Raw genomic sequence first — 17,153 nt, 5'->3', positions numbered from 1 at the left:
CCACTCGGGTCGGCGCAGCGGCCGGTGACAGGGGCAGCTCGTCCGGACGGGCGTGCATGGTCCAGGCCCGGCCGACGGCCGGAAAGGGTTCGACCTGGGGCCGGAGAGGTCACGAGCCCCGGAGGGATCTGCCATGACGTCCCCGGGGGGCCCGGTTCGGGGGTGCACCGTGTCCAACGACGCTGCGGCCCCCGCGCCGGCCGCTCCGGCTCCGGTCACCCCGGCTCCCGCCGCCGCCCCGGCCCCGGCCGCACAGGCGAGCGACGAGGGCGCGTACGTGACCCCGCTGGTGCGCAAGCTCGCCGCCGAGAACGGCGTCGACCTGGGTTCCGTCAAGGGCACCGGCGTCGGCGGCCGCATCCGCAAGCAGGACGTCCTCGCCGCCGCCGAGGCCGCGAAGGCAGCCGCCTCCGCTCCGGCTCCGGCCGCCGCGCCGGCCGCCGCCAGGAAGGCCCCCGCGCTGGAGGCCTCCCCGCTGCGCGGCCAGACCGTCAAGATGCCCCGCATCCGCAAGGTCATCGGCGACAACATGGTCAAGGCGCTGCACGAGCAGGCGCAGCTGTCCTCGGTCGTCGAGGTCGACATCACCCGCCTGATGAAGCTCCGCGCGCAGGCGAAGGACTCCTTCGCCGCCCGTGAGGGCGTCAAGCTGTCCCCGATGCCGTTCTTCGTGAAGGCGGCGGCCCAGGCGCTGAAGGCCCACCCGGCCGTCAACGCCCGGATCAACGTGGACGAGGGCACGATCACCTACTTCGACACCGAGAGCATCGGTATCGCGGTGGACTCCGAGAAGGGCCTGATGACCCCGGTCATCAAGCACGCGGGCGACCTGAACATCGCCGGCATCGCGAAGGCCACGGCCGACCTGGCCGGCAAGGTCCGGGCCAACAAGATCACCCCGGACGAGCTGTCCGGCGCGACCTTCACCATCAGCAACACCGGTTCGCGAGGCGCGCTGTTCGACACGATCATCGTGCCGCCGAACCAGGTCGCGATCCTCGGCATCGGCGCGACGGTCAAGCGTCCGGCCGTCATCGAGACGGAGGAGGGCACGGTCATCGGCGTCCGCGACATGACGTACCTGACCCTGTCCTACGACCACCGTCTGGTGGACGGCGCCGACGCGGCCCGTTACCTGACCGCGGTCAAGGCGATCCTGGAGGCCGGTGAGTTCGAGGTCGAGCTCGGCCTCTGACCCCGTCGGTCCTGCAGCACAGGCGCCCCCGTCCGGTTCTCCGGACGGGGGCGCTCGTCTTCCGGTCGTGACGACCGACGCTCTCTCGGCCCGCTCGGCCTCGACGGATCTGCTCCCGGCTCACGGCGGCGCGCGTCGAGACGGGCACGGACGGCGACACCGGCCCCGGGCGGACGGACCTCGCCGGCAACGCGCTGCACGCGGTTCTCGACCTCTGAGTCCGCTCGGGGCCGGCCCGCGGGCCCGCCCCGTCCCGCGCATGTAAGTCTCGTCTCACCTGCGTAAAAGCGCCCCCGCGCGCCTCTCCTCCGTGGGCCCTCGGCCGTATTGTCTAAACGTCAACGCCCCGGGGCCGATGGGCGGCCCCCGCTCGAAGGAGCTCCCATGACCGCGCCCGTCGTCCACTCGCTGCGCGAACAGATCCGCGAGCACATCGTGGAGGGGATCGTCAGCGGGCGCTGGCAGCCGGGTGAGCGGATCGTGGAGCGACGGATCGCCACCGAGCTGGAGGTCAGTCAGACGCCGGTGCGGGAGGCGCTGCGCGAGCTGGAGTCGCTGCGGCTGATCGAGTCCGCGCCGAACAAGGGCGTCCGGGTGCGCAATCTGACGGCGGCCGACCTGGAGGAGAGCTATCCGGTGCGGGCCGGCCTGGAGGCGATCGCCGCGGAGCTGGCGGCCCAGAAGCTGGCCGAGGACTGCTCGGCGCTCGATCCGCATGTGTCCGCCCTCTACGAGGCCGACCGGGCCTGCGACGGCACCGCCCAGGTGCGGCACACCGTCGGCTTCCACCGGGAGCTGGTGCGCGCTGCCGGGAACTCCGTGCTGCTGCACACCTGGGAGGGCCTCGGCATCGAGGTCTTCACGGCGCTGTCCATCCGGTGGCTCGGGACCGTGCAGCAGTCGTACGCGGAGGAGCACGAGGAGCTGGTGCAGGCTTTCCGGCGGCGGGATCCACGCATCGCGGACCTGGTGAAGGCGCATGTCCTGGGTTGCGCGCCGCGCCCCTGACACAGCCGAGCACACCGACGCTCACCTGCGGAAACAAGGGATATTTGCGGCACGGGGTGCCTGACCGAAAGGCACCGCGTGCCTACTTTCTCGTAATCGAGAGTTTTTTCCCATCAACCCTTTGATCGATCATCGATCAGGGAGTTACAGTCGCCGACGGGCCGCGCCGCGGAGTCGTACAACGACGCCGTGCCCGTGCCCGACGCCCTGTCCTGCCAAAGACCAAGGGCACCCCCGAACCCTTACCGATGAGGGAACCCCCTTCGACTGAGGAAGGCGGCGACATGACCGACCCCAACGCCATCCAGCCGAGCGCGCTCGACCAGCTCCCCGACCGGGATCCGGAGGAGACCGCCGAATGGCAGACCTCACTGGACGCGGTCGCCAAGGCGGCCGGGCCGCACCGTGCCGCATACCTGATGCGCCGCACGCTGGAGCGGGCCGAGGGCAACGGCATCGCGCTGCCCAAGCTGCTCGAGACCGACTACGTCAACACCATCCCGACCGCCGCGGAGCCCTCCGCGCCCGGCGACCCGGAGATGGAGCGGAAGATCACCGCGTGGAACCGCTGGAACGCGGCCGCCATGGTGACCCGCGGCAGCAAACACGGCGTCGGCGGCCACATCGCCACCTTCGCCTCCGCGGCCTGGCTCTACGAGACCGGCTTCAACCACTTCTTCCGGGGCAAGGAGGCCGACGGCTCGGGCGACCAGCTCTACATCCAGGGCCACGCCTCCCCCGGCATCTACGCCCGCGCCTTCCTCGACGGCCGGCTGACCGAGCAGCACCTGGACAACTTCCGCCAGGAGGCGGGCGGCGAGGGTCTCCCGTCCTACCCGCACCCGCGCCGGCTGCCCTGGCTGTGGGAGTTCCCGACCGTCTCCATGGGTCTCGGTCCGCTCTCCGCCATCTACCAGGCTCGCTTCAACCGGTATCTGACGAACCGCGACATCAAGAACGTCTCCGCCTCCCACGTGTGGGCTTTCCTCGGCGACGGCGAGATGGACGAGCCGGAGTCGACGGCGGCACTCGCGCTCGCCTCCCGCGAGGGCCTGGACAACCTGACCTTCGTCATCAACTGCAACCTGCAGCGCCTCGACGGCCCGGTCCGCGCCAACTTCAAGATCGTGCAGGAGCTGGAGGCCCAGTTCCGCGGCGCCGGCTGGAACGTGATCAAGACGCTGTGGGGCACGGCCTGGGACGAGCTGTTCCAGCTCGACACCACGGGCGCGCTGGTACGCCGGCTGCGCGAGGTGCCGGACGCGCAGGTGCAGACGTACCAGACGCGTGACGCCGCCTACATCCGCCAGGACTTCTTCGGCAAGGACCCGGCGCTCGCCGAGATGGCGAAGCTGCTGAGCGACGACAAGATCCTGGAGTGCTTCCACCTCTCCCGCGGCGGTCACGAGGCCGACAAGGTCTACGCGGCCTACAAGGCGGCCGTGGAGTTCAAGGGCGCCCCGACGGTCATCCTGGCCCAGACGGTCAAGGGTCACACTCTCGGCGAGGGCTTCGCGTCGAAGAACGCCAACCACCAGATGAAGAAGCTCTCGGTGGACGAGTTCAAGGCGATGCGCGACCTGCTGGAGCTGCCGATCTCCGACGCGCAGTTCGTCGACGGGGTCGTCCCCTACGGGCACCCGGGCGTCGACTCCCCGGAGGTCCGCTACCTCCAGGAGCGCCGCGCGGCCCTCGGCGGCCCGGCCCCGGCCCGGCGCACGCACGCCCTCGCGCCGCTGCCCGCCCCGGCCGACAAGACGTTCGCCTCGTTCGACAAGGGCTCCGGCTCGCAGAACGTGGCGACCACGATGGCCTTCGTCCGCCTGGTGAAGGACCTGGTCCGCGACAAGGAGACCGGCAAGCGCTGGGTCCCCATCGTCCCGGACGAGGCGCGCACCTTCGGTATGGAGAGCCTGTTCCCGTCGCTCGGGATCTACTCCCCCAAGGGCCAGACGTACGAGCCGGTCGACCGCGACCAGCTGATGTACTACAAGGAGGCCAAGAACGGCCAGATCCTCAACGAGGGGATCACCGAGGCCGGTTCGATGGCCGACTTCATCGCCGCTTCGACGTCGTACGCGACGCACGGCGAGGCGATGATCCCGTTCTACATCTTCTACTCGATGTTCGGCTGGCAGCGCACGGCCGACCAGATGTGGCAGCTCGGCGACCAGCTCGGCCGCGGCTTCCTCGTCGGCGCGACGGCCGGCCGCACGACCCTGACGGGCGAGGGCCTCCAGCACGCCGACGGCCACTCGCCGGTCATCGCCGCGACCAACCCGGCCGCGCTCAGCTACGACCCGGCGTTCGCGTACGAGATCGCGACGATCGTCAAGGACGGTCTGCGCCGGATGTACGGCGAGGCGGCCCCGGGCGAGGACCCGAACGTCTTCTACTACCTCACGGTCTACAACGAGCCGATGCCGCAGCCGGCCAAGCCGGCCGCCCCCGGCGTGGACGAGGGCATCGTCAAGGGCCTGTACCGCTTCAACACGGCGGAGTCGGCCGGCGTGGAGGTCGCGGCGGCCAACGCCCCGCGCATCCAGCTGCTGGCCTCGGGCACGGCGATCCACTGGGCGCTGAAGGCGCAGAAGCTGCTCGCCGAGGAGTGGGGCGTGGCCGCCGACGTGTGGTCCGCGACCTCCTGGACCGAGCTGCGCCGCGACGCGCTGGAGGCCGACGCGGCGCTCCTGCGCGGCGAGGAGCGGACGCCGTACGTCCGTCGGGCGCTGCAGGGCGCCGAGGGCCCGGTGCTCGCGGTCTCCGACTACATGCGCCAGGTGCCGGACCAGATCGCGCAGTGGGTCGAGCAGGACTGGTCCTCGCTGGGCGCGGACGGCTTCGGCCTGTCCGACACCCGCGAGGCGGCCCGCCGTCACTTCGGCGTGGACGCGGAGTCGGTCGTCGTGGCGGCGCTGGCCCAGCTCGCCCGGCGCGGCGAGGTCAAGGCGACGGCGGTGAAGGAAGCCCGCGAGCGGTACGGCCTGTAGGCGGCCGGCCGATGACGGCATGACGGTGGAGGGGGGTGCGGCCTGGAGCCGCACCCCCCTCCACCGTCACGGACCCCGACCGAGAGACGGCCCCCCGCCCCGCCCCGCCACGTGCCAAGTGCCACGGACCCCACGGGCCGAGCACACGCGGGGGCGCGAGGCGTAGGGCCACGGGGCCGCAGGGCCATAGGCGCGGGCTAAGCCGCAGGCCACAGGACCGTGGGCCGCGGGGCCGCAAACCGCAGGGCCGCAAACCGCCAGGTCGTAAGGGTCTCGCCCAGTTCGTGTCATGTCATGTTGCGGTCACGGCTGACGGGGCGGCACGGGCTCTCGGGGGTGTCTGCGTACCCGCCGGAGTGCGCGACCCGCCCGTTGTCGGTGGGGCCCGGCATCATGGGCGCATGCGTGCTGCCCGCCTGATCAAGATGGTGCTGCTCCTGCAGTCCCGGCCCGCCATGACCGCCGGTGAGCTGGCGCGGGAGCTGGAGGTGTCGGAGCGTACGGTCACGCGGGACGCGCAGGCGCTGTCGGAGGCCGGTGTGCCGGTGTACGCGGAGCGGGGCCGGGGCGGCGGGTACCGGCTCGTCGGCGGGTACCGGACCCGGTTGACGGGGCTGGGGCGCGGCGAGGCCGAGACGCTGTTCCTCAGCGGGGTGCCGGGGGCCCTGCGGGAGATGGGGTTGGCGGACGTCGCCTCGGCCGCGCGGCTGAAGGTCTCGGCGGCGCTGCTGCCGTCCCTGCGGGACGCCCCGCGGGCGGCGGCGCAGCGGTTCCATCTGGACGCGCCCGCGTGGTTCCAGGAGCCGGACGCGCCCGCGCTGCTGCCGCTCATCGCGGAGGCGGTGTGGGACGACCGGTGCGTCCGGGCCCGCTACCGGCGCGGGGACCGGGAGGCCGAGCGGGAGCTGGAGCCTCACGGACTCGTGCTCAAAGCGGGGGTCTGGTACCTGTGCGCCCGGGTGCGGGGCGACGGCGGCGGGGCGTTCCGGACGTACCGGATCGACCGGTTCGTCGACGCCGAGGACCTGAGGGACCGTTTCAGCCGGGACGAGGAGTTCGACCTCCCCGGCTTCTGGGCCGAGCAGGCCGAGCGCTTCGCGCGGTCGATCCTGCGGACCGAGGTGGTCGTGCGGCTCTCGGAGGCGGGCGTGCGCGCACTGCCGCACACCGTGGACCCGCCGGCCGCCAGGGACGCGCTGGCGACCGCCGGGGAGCCGGACGCCCGGGGACGGGTGACGGTCACTCTGGGCGTCGAGTCGCTGGACGTGGCGCACGCCCAGCTCACCGCGCTGGGGGCGGAGGCCGAGGTGATCTCCCCGGAGCCCCTGCGGAAACGGTTCGCCGAGGACGCGGCACGACTGGCGGAGTTGTATCGGCCGGGATGAGAATCCCCGGCACTCCGGGTGCGTCCCGCACGGTCAGGCACGATGCTGGACGCGTGATGGACGAGACGGAGTTCTGGGAGCTGGTGGACGCCTCCCGCGAGGGCGCCGAGGGTGATCCCGAGGAGCAGGCCGACCTGCTCGTGGAGCGGCTGCTGGGGCTGGACCCGGAGTCCGTGCTCGACTTCGCCCGGCATTTCGAGTCCCGCTACAACCGGGCCTACCGCTGGGATCTGTGGGGCGCCGCCTGGCTGCTCCTCGACGGGGCGAGCGACGACGCCTTCGACTTCTTCCGTTGCTGGCTGATCGGACAGGGGCGCGAGGTCTTCGAGGGCGCGCTGCACGGCGACCCCGACTCGCTCGCCGACCTGCTGGACGACTTCGACGAGGAGATCGACGGGGACGGCGAGGAACTGGGGTACGCGGCCGACGAGGCCTACGAGCAGCTCACCGGGGACGTCGCCCCGGACCTCGGCATCCCGCCCGCGCCCGCCGAACCCGAGGGCACGCCCGTCGACTTCGAGAACGAGGCGGCGCTGGCCGAGCGGTATCCCCGGCTGTGGCAGCGCTTCAAGGAGTGATCTCCGGGACGGACCCGGCGTCGACGCGAGCCCTGGACCGGCCCTCGTCGGGGATCACGCGGCCGGCCTGCGGCGGGTGGTGTCCGCCGGGAGGTACGCCTGCGACCGGTCGATCCGCACCGCGTGGTGCAGCGGCGCCCTGTTGGCCTGCTCCAGGGCCGACGCGGTGGCCGCGGCGGGGCCGAGGACGACCGCGGCGACGGCGCACAGGACGGCCCAGGGGCTGCGGGCGGCGACGGCCCGGCCGACGCCCCTCGAACCCGTCTTCATGGACCGCACGGGCCGCGCCGACCGAGCGGACCGGGTCGGCTGAGCCTGCTGAGCCTGCCGAGCCTGCTGAGCGGACTGAGCGGATTCCTCACGGCTGTTGTTCATGTTCCCCGCCTACGGTCGGTTCGTGGTGGGCACGACCGTAGGACGCGGGGATGGGAGGACGCTGAAAGGCGCCTGAGGCGTTCCTGTGAGAGCCCGTACGGACGTCCTGCCCTGCAGGCGCGCCGCCGCCCGGCGGATCTCCGGGAGGCGTGCGGTGAGCGCGGCGCCGGGGCAGCTGGTCATGTAGGCGTCCCGATGGCCGGCCAGGGCGGTGAAGGCGACGGTGGCTCCGGCGGCGTACCGGCTGCGGCTGTTGCTGGAGGTGAGCCGCACGGCCGCCCGCGGGTCGACGCCGGACAGGCCGAGCTTCCAGGCGGTCAGGGCGGCGATCGCGTCGACCATCGCCTGCGGGACCGGGATGCCGGAAGTGAACGTGCCGAGGGCGGCGATGCCGGCCGTGCGGTGGTTGAAGCCCTGGGTGTGGGCGCCGGTGACGGGACGGTCGACACCGCCCGCTCGGCCCTCGTAGATGGTGCCGCAGCGGTCGACGAGGAAGTTGTAACCGATGTCGTCCCAGTCCCTGGCCCCGGTCTGGCCGGCGTACAGGTAGCGGATGATCCGGGGCGCGTCGGCGCAGTCGTAGCCGTTGGGCGAGTCGGTGTGGTGGACGAAGACGGCGACGACCTTGTCGTCGTAGCGCGGGGGCGGTTGCGCGTGGCGGGCCAGGTCGTCCAGCCAGGCGGAGCGGGGCACGATGGGCGGCCGGGCCGCCTGGTGGGCGGTGGCGACGCGGGCGTCGGCCGTTCGGGCGGGCGGCGCGGGGCGGGCGGCGTGTTCGACGCCGCCCGCGCACAGGCCCAGCGCGGCGACGGCGGCGAGGCCGGGCAGACAGCCCAGAAGCACGAGGAACGGGCCCGGTATTCGCGCCGGGAACCGTCCGCGTCCGCCGCGCGCGGCGCGGGATGCCGGTCGGAGGGCACACATGGCTCCACTGTCGGCCGGTTCCGGTCCGTCCGCGATGTGTGCTGTGCCACCTGGTGGAACCATCCTCCCGGTCCACGCCGTTTTACGAGGTGCAGGCACCCGTGGCGGGTGTCCGCCGTCACGCGCGCGTGATCGACGGGTACTGATCACTGGACGTTTCCCGCACGTACTAGGGGATCCGAGAGAAGGGGGGCCGCGTGGACCTGCTCGACATCCTGCTGGCGCTGGTGATCCTGGCCTACGCCGCTTCCGGCTACCGGCGCGGGCTGGTGGCGGGCTGCGTCTCGCTGGCCGGGTTCGTCGGCGGCGCGGTGATCGGCGTGTGGGTCCTGCCGTGGCTGATGGACCTGGTGACGCCGGGCACCACGGCGGCGACGGTGACGGCGGTGTTCGCGGTCCTGCTCCCGGCGGTGGCGGGGCACGAGCTGGCGGGCCGGCTGGGGCTGCGGCTGCGGCGTGAGCTGGACCGGGGGCCGCTGCGGGCGGCCGACGGGATCGGCGGGGCGGCGGCGAACACGGTGGCCGTGCTGGTCGTGGCGTGGGTGGCGGCGAGCGTGCTGGGCGCGTCCTCCTCGCCGGTGGTCACGTCGTCGATAAGGGATTCGCGGCTGCTGGGGGCCGTGCAGGACGCCATGCCGGACACCACGCCGAACTGGTTCTCACGGGCTACGTCGGCGCTGACCCAGGCGGGTTTCCCGCAGGTCTTCAACCCCTTCGAGAACGAGTCGACGGCCGAGGTCGCCAAGCCCACCGGCGACAGCGTCACCGCGCGCGCGACCGACGCGGCGAGACGGAGCACGGTGAAGATCGAGGGCTCCTCGGGCGACCAGGGGCGTGAGGGCAGCGGCTTCGTCTACGCGAGGGAGCATGTGATGACCAACGCGCACGTGGTGGCGGGCATCGACCGCCCGACCGTGCGGATCGGCGGCGTGGGGCGGTCGTTCGCCGCGCGCGTGGTGCTCTTCGACCCGGACAGGGACGTGGCCGTGCTGTACGTGCCGGAGTTGCGGGCCCCCGTCCTGAGCTTCGACGACGCCGCCTCGCGCGGCGACTCGGCGGTGGTCGCCGGCTATCCGCAGGACGGCGATCTGAACCTCCAGGCGGCCACGGTCGCGGGCCGGGTGAAGGCGACCGGCCGGAACATCTACAACGACGGGATCGTCACCCGCGAGATCTATTCGATCCGCTCCACGGTGCGCCCGGGCAACTCCGGCGGTCCGCTGCTCACCACGACGGGCCGGGTCTTCGGCGTGGTCTTCGCGCGCTCCACCTCCGACGACGAGACGGGGTACGTGCTGACGGCGGCCGAGGTCGCGGACGACGCCGAGCAGGCCGCGACGGCGACGCGCCCGGTGGACACGGGAAACCTGACGACCTCCTGAGCCTCGCGCCGGGCGACGTCAGACCGGCCGGCCCATGAACACGTCGTCCACGTACTTCCCGTCCAGCAGGAACTCCTCCGGGAGCACCCCCTCCACCAGGAACCCCTCGGACTCGTAGAGCCTGCGCGCGGGGGCGTTGTGGCCGAGGACGCGCAGGGTGAGCCGGCGGGCGCCCTGCCGGCGGGTCGTCTCGACCGCGGCGCGGAGCAGCGCCCGTGCGACGCCCCGGCCGCGCGCCTCGTCGAGGACGGCGAGGCCCTGTATCTGCCGGACGTGCGTGTTGCACGCCAGCGAGGTGGGCACGACCAGACGGAGGTACCCGACGACGCGCCCGTCCAGTTCGGCGACCAGATAGTCCTCGGGGACGTGCCGCTCGTCGAAGAAGGCGTCGTACGGCGGCTGCGGACGCGGCATCACGGCGTGCAGGGGCGACCAGGTGACCCGGTCGACGGCGGCCAGCACTTCCTCGTCGGTGAGCAGCGCGGTGCGGATGCGGAGTGCGGGCGTCTGGGGCGGCTCGGTTCCCTCGGGCATGGCCGTCACCCTATTGCGGGCGGGCGGTGACCGAACGCGGGTTTTATCCGGTGCGCGGGCAGGATGACCGCATGGAACGAACGCGAATCGCGGTGGCCGGTGCGTCCGGTCTGATCGGCAGCGCCCTGGTGCGCTCTCTGACCTCTGACGGCCACGAGGTGCGGCGTCTGGTCCGCCATGCGCCCAGGAGCGCGGACGAGGTCCGCTGGGACCCGGAGAAGGGGCAGGTGGACACGGCCGGGCTCGCCGGATGCGACGTGGTGGTGAACCTGGCCGGGGCCGGCGTCGGCGACCGGCGCTGGAGCGACGCGTACAAGCGGCGGATCCACGACAGCCGGGTGCACGGCACGGCCGCCTTGGCGAAGGCCGTCGCCTCGCTCGACGCGCCGCCGCGGGTGTTCGTCAACGGCAGCGCGATGGGCTTCTACGGCGAGACGGGCGAGCGGATCGTGGACGAGGGCTCGCCCGCCGGGACCGGCTTCCTGCCGGAGCTGTGCGTGGAGTGGGAGGCGGCCGCGGCGCCGGCGCGGGACGCGGGCGTCCGTACGGTCCTCACCCGCACCGGGCTGGTGGTGTCCCGCGGCGGCGGGGCCTGGGGCAGGCTGTTCCCGCTGTTCGCCGCCGGACTCGGCGGGCGGATGGGCGACGGCCGGCAGTACTGGTCGTACATCGCGCTGCACGACGAGGTGGCGGCGATCCGGCATCTCGTCGACCGCGACGACCTGTCGGGGCCCTTCAACCTGACCGCGCCCGAGCCGCGGACCAACCGGGAGATCACCGCGGCGATGGGACGGGTGCTGCATCGGCCGACGCTCTTCCCGGTGCCGGCGCCGGTGCTGCGCACGGTGCTGGGCGAGATGGCAGGGGATGTGCTGGGCAGTGCGCGGGTGGTGCCGAAGCGGCTGCTGGAGTCAGGGTTCGTCTTCGCGTTTCCCGGGATCGAGGACGCGATCCGAGCCGCCTGATCCTCCTCGTGACCGCATGCGACCGCTGTGCGACCGTGCCCTGTCCATGCGCGACTGTTCCTGACCGATCTCGGCCCTAACCTCGATCCGAACTCGGGTATCCGGGACGGCTGTTGGGGGCATGACGTCTCCACCGGCCGCGCAACCTCGAGGAGGGGCACGTGCTTGAGCCCGCGTACCAGGCAGACGTCGTCGTGGTGGGAGCCGGAGTCGCCGGCCTCTCCGCCGCACACCGGCTGGCCAGCGCAGGAGTAACGACCGCGGTCCTGGAGGCAGCCCCTTACGTGGGCGGCCGCATGTCGACGGAGAAAGTCGACGGGTTCCGGCTCGACCGCATCGGGCAGCTGCTGTCCACGGCGTATCCCGAACTGGCCTCGACACCGGGGCTGGACGCGCTCGTTCTGCGTCCGTTCGCGCCGGGGGTCCTGTTGCACAGCGACGGACGCCGCCATCGCGCCGGCGCGCAGGTCGGTGTGGGGAGCGCAAGGGGCGCACTCCATGCCGTACGCGCCCTGGCGAGCACTCCACGGCCGGGCGGACTGCCCCGGCCGCGCGCCGTCGGCTCCCTGCCCGCGCAGGGCCGTCCGGCGGCCCCGCCCCGGGTGCGGGCGGGCGCGCCGCTGGGCACGGCCGTGGACCAGGCCCGGCTGGGGGCCGCGCTCACCCGGCTCGCCGTCACCCCGGTCGAGCGGCTGCTGCGCCGCCCCGAGTCGCCGGCCGCGCAGGCCCTCGCGGCGCGTGGTCTGCCCGCCCGCACCGTGGACGGCTTTCTGCGTCCGCTGCTCGCCGCCCTGCTGTGCGACCCGGACCTCACCACCTCCAGCCGCTGCGCGGACCTCGCGCTGCGCGCCTTCGCGGCCGGCCGACTGGCGCTGCCGGAGGGCGGGGCCGATGTGCTGCCGGAGCTGCTCGCCCGGACGCTGCCGACCGGCACCGTCCACACCGGGGTGCGGGTCACCTCGGTCTCCACGACCTCGGTGACCACCGCCGAGCACGGCGAGTTCCGCTGCCGCGCCGTCCTGGTGGCCACCGACGCGCGCACCGCGGCCGAGCTGCTCCCCGGACTACGGGTGCCCGACTTCCACCCGGTGACGGTCGTCCACCACACGACGGACGAACCGCCCCCGACCGACGCCTCGCTGCTCCTCGACGCCGACCGGGGCGGCCCGGTCGCGCACACGGCGGTGATCAGCCGGGTCGACCCGAGCCGGGCCCCGGGGGGCCGCACGCTGATCTCGTCCACGGTCCTGGGCACGCCGCCGCCGGGCGTCGACACCGCCGTCCGCGTGCACCTGTCGCGGCTGTACGGCGTCTCGACCGCGCGCTGGGAGACGCTGGCGGTGCACCACACCGCCGAGGCCGTGCCGGCGATGCGGGCGCCGCACGATCTGCGGCGCGCGGTGCGGTTGCTGGCGGGCCTGTACGTGTGCGGCGACCATCGGGACACCAGCACCGTGCAGGGCGCGCTGCACTCGGCACGCCGGGCCGCCTCGGCGATCGTCTCCGACCTCGGCGCCGCCGGTTCCCTGAACGCGGCCGACCCGCGCCCCACGGCACGCGAGGAGCAGGCGGCTGCGTGAGCGGCGGCGCCCCCCGGGGGCCCCGCCCCCCGGGCGCCGGCCCCTTTGCGCCCACGCCCGCCCGCCGCCCGTCAGCCCAGTGCCGCCACCTTGTCCCGGTAGGTGCGGACCGGGGGCGCGTCCTTGTACGGCTCCAGCCTGCGTTCGAAGTCCCTGACGTACTCCAGGGCCCGCACGGACCGCATCTCCGCCGCCTGCCCGGCGGCCTCCGCGGCGAGCTGGCACGCCTGGTCGAGTTCGCCGAGACCGAGCCGGGCCGAGGCGAGGACGACCCGGCAGAACACCCTGCTGCGGGCAAGGGCGGCGGGACGCAGCTGCAGCGAGCGCTCCGCGTGCTGCGCCGCCGCCCGGAACTGCTGCAGGTCACGGTGGCAGTGCCCGAACTCGTCGGCCAGCTGCGCCTCGTCGAAGAAGCGGGCCCAGTACGGCACCTCGTCGCCGGACTTGGCCGCCTCCAGCGCCCGTTCGGCGCGCACGAGGGCCGCCGTGGAGGCGCGCACCTCGCCGAGCACCCCGTGCCCGCGTGCCTCCGCCGAGTGCAGCAGCGCCTGCACGACGGGCGGGGCGCCCGAACCGACGCCCTGCTGGGCCACCCGCGCGAGCTGCACCGCCTCGCGCCCATGGCCCAGATAGACGGCCTGGCGGCTCATGGTGACGAGCACGAACGAGCCGTACGCCCGGTCCGCCGCCGCCTGGGACAGCCGCAGGGCCTGGACGAAGTAGCGCTGGGCCAGGCCGTGCGCGGCGATGTCGAAGGAGGTCCAGCCCGCGAGGCGGGTCAGATCGGCGGCCGCGCCGAAGAGACGGCGGCCGGTCTGCTCCCCGTACGTCCCGCGCAGCATGGGCTCGCACTCGTGCTCCAGGTACCGCACGAGGGCCTGGCGCGCGTGCCCGCCGCCGTACCTGTCGTCGAGGGTGCGGAAGAGTTCGCCGACCGAGCGGAGCGCGGCGATGTCGCCGCCGGTGACGCGCTGACCGGGGCCGCGCTCGCCGCCCTGGCCGCGCTGCCGGGGCACGGCCGTCGGCCCGGCCCCCACCCGGGCGGGCGGCGCCGTGAGCTGCGGGGCGGCGGGGTGCTGGGGTGCGGCGGGTCTGGCCGGGCGGGCCTGGAGGGGCACCCGGGCAGGCGCCTCGCCGCGGGCGACCTTGTCGTCTGGGCGGCCGATCAGCCAGTCGCGGCTGGGGACGACGAGCCCCGCCGGGGTGAAGGCGATCTTGCGGAGCTCGGCGTGGCTGCCGGAGTCCTTGCGCCAGAGGCCGCCGACGATGTCGATGGCCTCCTCGGGGGTGCCCGCGAACTCCAGTCCGGCGTACACGGGGGCGCACGCGTCCAGGCCGAGGTCCTGGGCGGTCAGGCGACGGCCCAACCGCCGGGTGAAGACCTCGGCGATCAGGGCGGGGGTGGTGCCGCGGGGCTGCTGCCCCCGCAGCCACCGGGTGACGGACGTCTTGTCGTATCTGAGGTCCAGCCCGTGTTCGAGACCGAGCTGATCGACGCGACGGGCCAGTCCCGCGTTGGAGAAGCCCGCTTCGGCGATGAGCGCGGCGAGCTGGCGGTTGGGAGTGCGCTGCGCGGGTCGTTCCGTCATCTGCGGTGCGGTCTCCTGCCTCCCGGGCCTGTGACGTGCCCGGATGAAGTGCGCTGATGCGGTGATCAGCCCGTTTGGCCTCGTGAACGGCGCGAATGTAGCGGAGAGTAAGCACCCGGTCGCAAATCTCCGCTTTCATTCATCCGATCGTGTGAGGATTGACCGTGGGGCTGACGCGGAGCGCGCGGACGTACAGTGGCTTGGGCGCGCGACGCGCCTGACGACTTTCCAGGGAGGCGCTTGCCGTGAGCGAGTTGCGGTTCGTCCGGATGGGGTTCGGCGAGAACGCCGTGGACTACCAGGAGGCGTGGGACGAGCAACGCCGGGTGCACGCGGCACGCTTCGTCGACGAGGTCCCGGACACCGTGCTGCTCCTCGAGCATCCCCCCGTCTACACGGCCGGCCGGCGCACGGCCGCCGACGAGCGGCCCCTGGACGGCACCCCGGTCGTCGACGTGGACCGCGGCGGCAAGATCACCTGGCACGGCCCCGGACAGCTGGTGGGCTACCCGATCCTGAAGCTGCCGCGCCCGGTGGACGTCGTCGCCCACGTGCGGCGCCTGGAGGACGCCCTGATCGGGGTGTGCGCGGAGTTCGGCCTGGAGACCTCCCGGGTCGAGGGCCGCAGCGGCGTGTGGGTGCTCGGCGATCCGGTGGAGCAGCGCCCCTCGCTCGGCGGGCTGTCGCTGGACTTCGACCCCCGGCTCACCGACGAGGAGTTCGACCCGCGGCTGAACGGCCCGGAGTACGCCCCGTCCAACGCCGGCCAGCGGCGCGAGGACCGGAAGATCGCCGCGATCGGCATCCGGGTCGCCAAGGGCGTCACCATGCACGGCTTCGCGCTCAACGTGAACCCGGACAACAAGTGGTTCGACCGCATCATCCCCTGCGGGATCCGGGACGCGGGCGTCGCCTCGCTGGCGAACGAGCTGGGCCGGGACGTCACGATCGAGGAGGTGCTGCCCGTGGTGGAGCGGCACTTGGCGGACGTCCTGGAGAACGCCGAGCCGAAGCCGCGCGAGATCGAGCGGGTCTCGGCCTGACCGAGGTCGGCACCACCGCCGGACTTTCAAATCCACGGGCGTACGCTTGAGCACGCCGAAGAATCAATCGCTAGGGAGCCGGTCGTGTCCGCAGTCGCACCCGACGGACGCAAGATGCTGCGCCTGGAGGTCCGCAACAGCCAGACCCCCATCGAGCGCAAGCCCGAGTGGATCAAGACCCGGGCGAAAATGGGTCCCGAGTACACGAAGATGCAGAACCTCGTGAAGAGCGAGGGGCTGCACACCGTCTGCCAGGAAGCCGGCTGCCCCAACATCTACGAGTGCTGGGAGGACCGCGAGGCCACCTTCCTCATCGGCGGCGACCAGTGCACCCGGCGGTGCGACTTCTGCCAGATCGACACCGGCAAGCCCGAGGCGCTGGACCGTGACGAGCCGCGGCGCGTGGGCGAGTCCGTCGTCACGATGGACCTGAACTACGCCACCATCACCGGCGTCGCCCGCGACGACCTGGCGGACGGCGGCGCGTGGCTGTACGCCGAGACCGTGCGCCAGATCCACCGGCAGACCGCGGAGCGCGAGGCCGGGCGCACCAAGGTGGAGCTGCTCGCCCCCGACTTCAACGCCGTCCCGGAGCAGCTCGCGGAGGTCTTCTCCGCGCGGCCCGAGGTCTTCGCGCACAACGTCGAGACCGTGCCCCGGATCTTCAAGCGGATCCGGCCCGGCTTCCGCTACGAGCGTTCGCTGGGCGTCATCACCGCCGCCCGCGACTACGGGCTCGTCACCAAGTCGAATCTGATCCTCGGCATGGGCGAGACGCGCGAGGAGGTCGGCGAGGCGCTGCGCCAGCTGCACGACGCGGGCTGCGAGCTGGTCACCATCACGCAGTACCTGCGGCCCTCCGTGCGCCACCACCCGGTGGAGCGCTGGGTGAAGCCGCACGAGTTCGTCGAGCTGAAGGAGGAGGCCGAGCAGATCGGCTTCTCCGGCGTGATGTCGGGCCCGCTGGTACGGTCCTCCTACCGCGCCGGACGCCTCTACCGGATGGCCGTCGAGAAGCGCGGTTCCTTCATCGCCACACAAGCCGTCTGACGCGACGTCACCTCTCTTGCGCCGTACGGCCGCAAGCCGAGTGTGTGAACTCGCGCACAAGTGGCTACTCGCCAGTAGTGACCGATTCGACGCGGTCCCGACCGTCCCCGCAGATGAGGACGTACGTCGGGGCCGCGTCAGCGTTTCGGCCCCCCGCATCAAGGTTTCATTCGCGTTTGACCGGTCGGTCACGCCCTGGTAACACCAAACAGTGACGCTGGTATCACGTCACGTAGAACACAGCCCCGTACCACCCGTGCCAGAACCTTGTCCGAGGGGGACACCCGCCATGCAGGCCGCGCCCGTTCGCGCCACCGCGATCCCGACCTTCAGCACCGCACTGCGCGCCGTCGAGTCGCTGCTCCTGAGCAGCGGTCAGCGCACCGCCCGACGCAACGCCTGGACCTCCGTCCTGGAGGACCGCCGTCGCGCCAAGGACCGGGTCGAGGCGCAGCGCGTCCTCGAAGCGGTCACCTCCGCCCGCCCCTGACCCACCCCCTCCCCGCACTCCCCACACCTCCCCTCCTGCCGTCGTAGGCGCTTCCGCGGCCACGT

General features: G+C 72.9%; 14 protein-coding genes and 1 pseudogene. 11 read left to right on the top strand and 4 right to left on the bottom strand.

Annotation, left to right across the window (positions count from 1 at the left end):
- Window positions 1–115 precede the first annotated feature (115 nt).
- The 5 genes and pseudogenes from sucB to BG482_RS22200 form a co-directional block, all read left to right on the top strand.
- Window positions 116–1,195: pseudogene (sucB, locus tag BG482_RS22220) on the top strand (2-oxoglutarate dehydrogenase, E2 component, dihydrolipoamide succinyltransferase); the annotation flags it as partial.
- A 384-nt stretch (window positions 1,196–1,579) separates the two neighbouring features.
- On the top strand, window positions 1,580–2,203 hold the full coding sequence (locus BG482_RS22215; RefSeq protein ID WP_069770834.1) for a GntR family transcriptional regulator: 624 nt from the start codon (window positions 1,580–1,582) through the stop codon (window positions 2,201–2,203).
- 284 nt (window positions 2,204–2,487) lie between these two features.
- On the top strand, window positions 2,488–5,193 hold the full coding sequence (gene aceE, locus BG482_RS22210; RefSeq protein ID WP_069770833.1) for a pyruvate dehydrogenase (acetyl-transferring), homodimeric type: 2,706 nt from the start codon (window positions 2,488–2,490) through the stop codon (window positions 5,191–5,193).
- A gap of 401 nt (window positions 5,194–5,594) precedes the next feature.
- A complete protein-coding gene (locus tag BG482_RS22205) occupies window positions 5,595–6,578 on the top strand; it encodes a YafY family protein (RefSeq protein WP_069770832.1) in 984 nt (327 codons plus the stop codon).
- Window positions 6,579–6,634: 56 nt separating this feature from the next.
- Window positions 6,635–7,156, top strand: coding sequence for a DUF4240 domain-containing protein (locus BG482_RS22200; RefSeq protein ID WP_069770831.1), 522 nt, complete (start codon window positions 6,635–6,637; stop codon window positions 7,154–7,156).
- 54 nt (window positions 7,157–7,210) lie between these two features.
- On the opposite strand, the gene BG482_RS22195 is transcribed toward BG482_RS22200, so the two are convergent.
- Together BG482_RS22195 and BG482_RS22190 are read right to left on the bottom strand one after the other, a co-directional pair.
- Complete coding sequence (locus tag BG482_RS22195; protein ID WP_069770830.1) at window positions 7,211–7,426, bottom strand: hypothetical protein; 216 nt, start codon at window positions 7,424–7,426, stop codon at window positions 7,211–7,213.
- Between the two features lie 114 nt (window positions 7,427–7,540).
- Window positions 7,541–8,455 (bottom strand): peptidoglycan recognition protein, encoded by a 915-nt coding sequence (locus tag BG482_RS22190; RefSeq protein ID WP_107450682.1) that lies wholly within the window; start codon window positions 8,453–8,455, stop codon window positions 7,541–7,543.
- 197 nt (window positions 8,456–8,652) lie between these two features.
- Between BG482_RS22190 and BG482_RS22185 the strand changes: the two genes are divergently transcribed.
- Window positions 8,653–9,837, top strand: coding sequence for a MarP family serine protease (locus BG482_RS22185; RefSeq protein WP_069770829.1), 1,185 nt, complete (start codon window positions 8,653–8,655; stop codon window positions 9,835–9,837).
- Between the two features lie 18 nt (window positions 9,838–9,855).
- Here the strand turns inward: BG482_RS22185 and BG482_RS22180 are convergent, their stop codons facing one another.
- Complete coding sequence (locus BG482_RS22180) at window positions 9,856–10,371, bottom strand: GNAT family N-acetyltransferase (protein WP_069770828.1); 516 nt, start codon at window positions 10,369–10,371, stop codon at window positions 9,856–9,858.
- Window positions 10,372–10,442: 71 nt separating this feature from the next.
- Between BG482_RS22180 and BG482_RS22175 the strand changes: the two genes are divergently transcribed.
- Both BG482_RS22175 and BG482_RS22170 read left to right on the top strand, forming a co-directional pair.
- Window positions 10,443–11,336 carry a TIGR01777 family oxidoreductase gene (locus tag BG482_RS22175; RefSeq protein WP_069770827.1) on the top strand — a complete coding sequence of 298 codons (894 nt, stop codon included), beginning with the start codon at window positions 10,443–10,445 and terminating at the stop codon, window positions 11,334–11,336.
- 161 nt (window positions 11,337–11,497) lie between these two features.
- Window positions 11,498–12,916 (top strand): NAD(P)/FAD-dependent oxidoreductase, encoded by a 1,419-nt coding sequence (locus BG482_RS22170; RefSeq protein ID WP_069770826.1) that lies wholly within the window; start codon window positions 11,498–11,500, stop codon window positions 12,914–12,916.
- A 71-nt stretch (window positions 12,917–12,987) separates the two neighbouring features.
- Here BG482_RS22170 and BG482_RS22165 read toward each other — a convergent pair whose 3' ends face one another.
- Entirely contained in the window at window positions 12,988–14,505 is a 1,518-nt protein-coding gene (locus BG482_RS22165; RefSeq protein ID WP_069770825.1) for a regulator, read from the bottom strand.
- Between the two features lie 245 nt (window positions 14,506–14,750).
- On the opposite strand from BG482_RS22165, the gene lipB reads away from it, so the two are divergent.
- The 3 genes from lipB to BG482_RS22150 all read left to right on the top strand — a co-directional run bounded on the left by lipB (window position 14,751) and on the right by BG482_RS22150 (window position 17,088).
- Window positions 14,751–15,548: a lipoyl(octanoyl) transferase LipB gene (gene lipB, locus BG482_RS22160; protein WP_069770824.1), complete on the top strand. Its 798-nt coding sequence runs from the start codon at window positions 14,751–14,753 to the stop codon at window positions 15,546–15,548.
- An 84-nt stretch (window positions 15,549–15,632) separates the two neighbouring features.
- The gene (gene lipA, locus BG482_RS22155; RefSeq protein WP_069770823.1) at window positions 15,633–16,598 is read left to right on the top strand and encodes a lipoyl synthase; all 966 of its coding nucleotides are present in this window, start codon (window positions 15,633–15,635) and stop codon (window positions 16,596–16,598) included.
- 289 nt (window positions 16,599–16,887) lie between these two features.
- Window positions 16,888–17,088 (top strand): hypothetical protein, encoded by a 201-nt coding sequence (locus BG482_RS22150; protein ID WP_069770822.1) that lies wholly within the window; start codon window positions 16,888–16,890, stop codon window positions 17,086–17,088.
- Window positions 17,089–17,153 lie beyond the last annotated feature (65 nt).

The sequence above is a fragment of the Streptomyces sp. LUP30 genome, assembly GCF_001746365.1.
Classification (GTDB): Bacteria; Actinomycetota; Actinomycetes; order Streptomycetales; family Streptomycetaceae; genus Streptomyces.
Note: the sequence above shows the minus strand (reverse complement) of the source record. Positions and strands in the feature narration are given on the sequence as shown.

What these genes read in the sequence shown, in the direction of transcription:
- BG482_RS22215 (WP_069770834.1), top strand. Translation starts at nt 1,580, where the DNA reads ATGACCGCGCCCGTCGTCCACTCGCTGCGCGAACAGATCCGCGAGCAC.
- aceE (WP_069770833.1), top strand. Translation starts at nt 2,488, where the DNA reads ATGACCGACCCCAACGCCATCCAGCCGAGCGCGCTCGACCAGCTCCCC.
- BG482_RS22205 (WP_069770832.1), top strand. Translation starts at nt 5,595, where the DNA reads ATGCGTGCTGCCCGCCTGATCAAGATGGTGCTGCTCCTGCAGTCCCGG.
- BG482_RS22200 (WP_069770831.1), top strand. Translation starts at nt 6,635, where the DNA reads ATGGACGAGACGGAGTTCTGGGAGCTGGTGGACGCCTCCCGCGAGGGC.
- BG482_RS22195 (WP_069770830.1), bottom strand. Translation starts at nt 7,426, where the DNA reads ATGAAGACGGGTTCGAGGGGCGTCGGCCGGGCCGTCGCCGCCCGCAGC.
- BG482_RS22190 (WP_107450682.1), bottom strand. Translation starts at nt 8,455, where the DNA reads ATGTGTGCCCTCCGACCGGCATCCCGCGCCGCGCGCGGCGGACGCGGA.
- BG482_RS22180 (WP_069770828.1), bottom strand. Translation starts at nt 10,371, where the DNA reads ATGCCCGAGGGAACCGAGCCGCCCCAGACGCCCGCACTCCGCATCCGC.
- BG482_RS22175 (WP_069770827.1), top strand. Translation starts at nt 10,443, where the DNA reads ATGGAACGAACGCGAATCGCGGTGGCCGGTGCGTCCGGTCTGATCGGC.
- BG482_RS22165 (WP_069770825.1), bottom strand. Translation starts at nt 14,505, where the DNA reads ATGACGGAACGACCCGCGCAGCGCACTCCCAACCGCCAGCTCGCCGCG.
- BG482_RS22150 (WP_069770822.1), top strand. Translation starts at nt 16,888, where the DNA reads ATGCAGGCCGCGCCCGTTCGCGCCACCGCGATCCCGACCTTCAGCACC.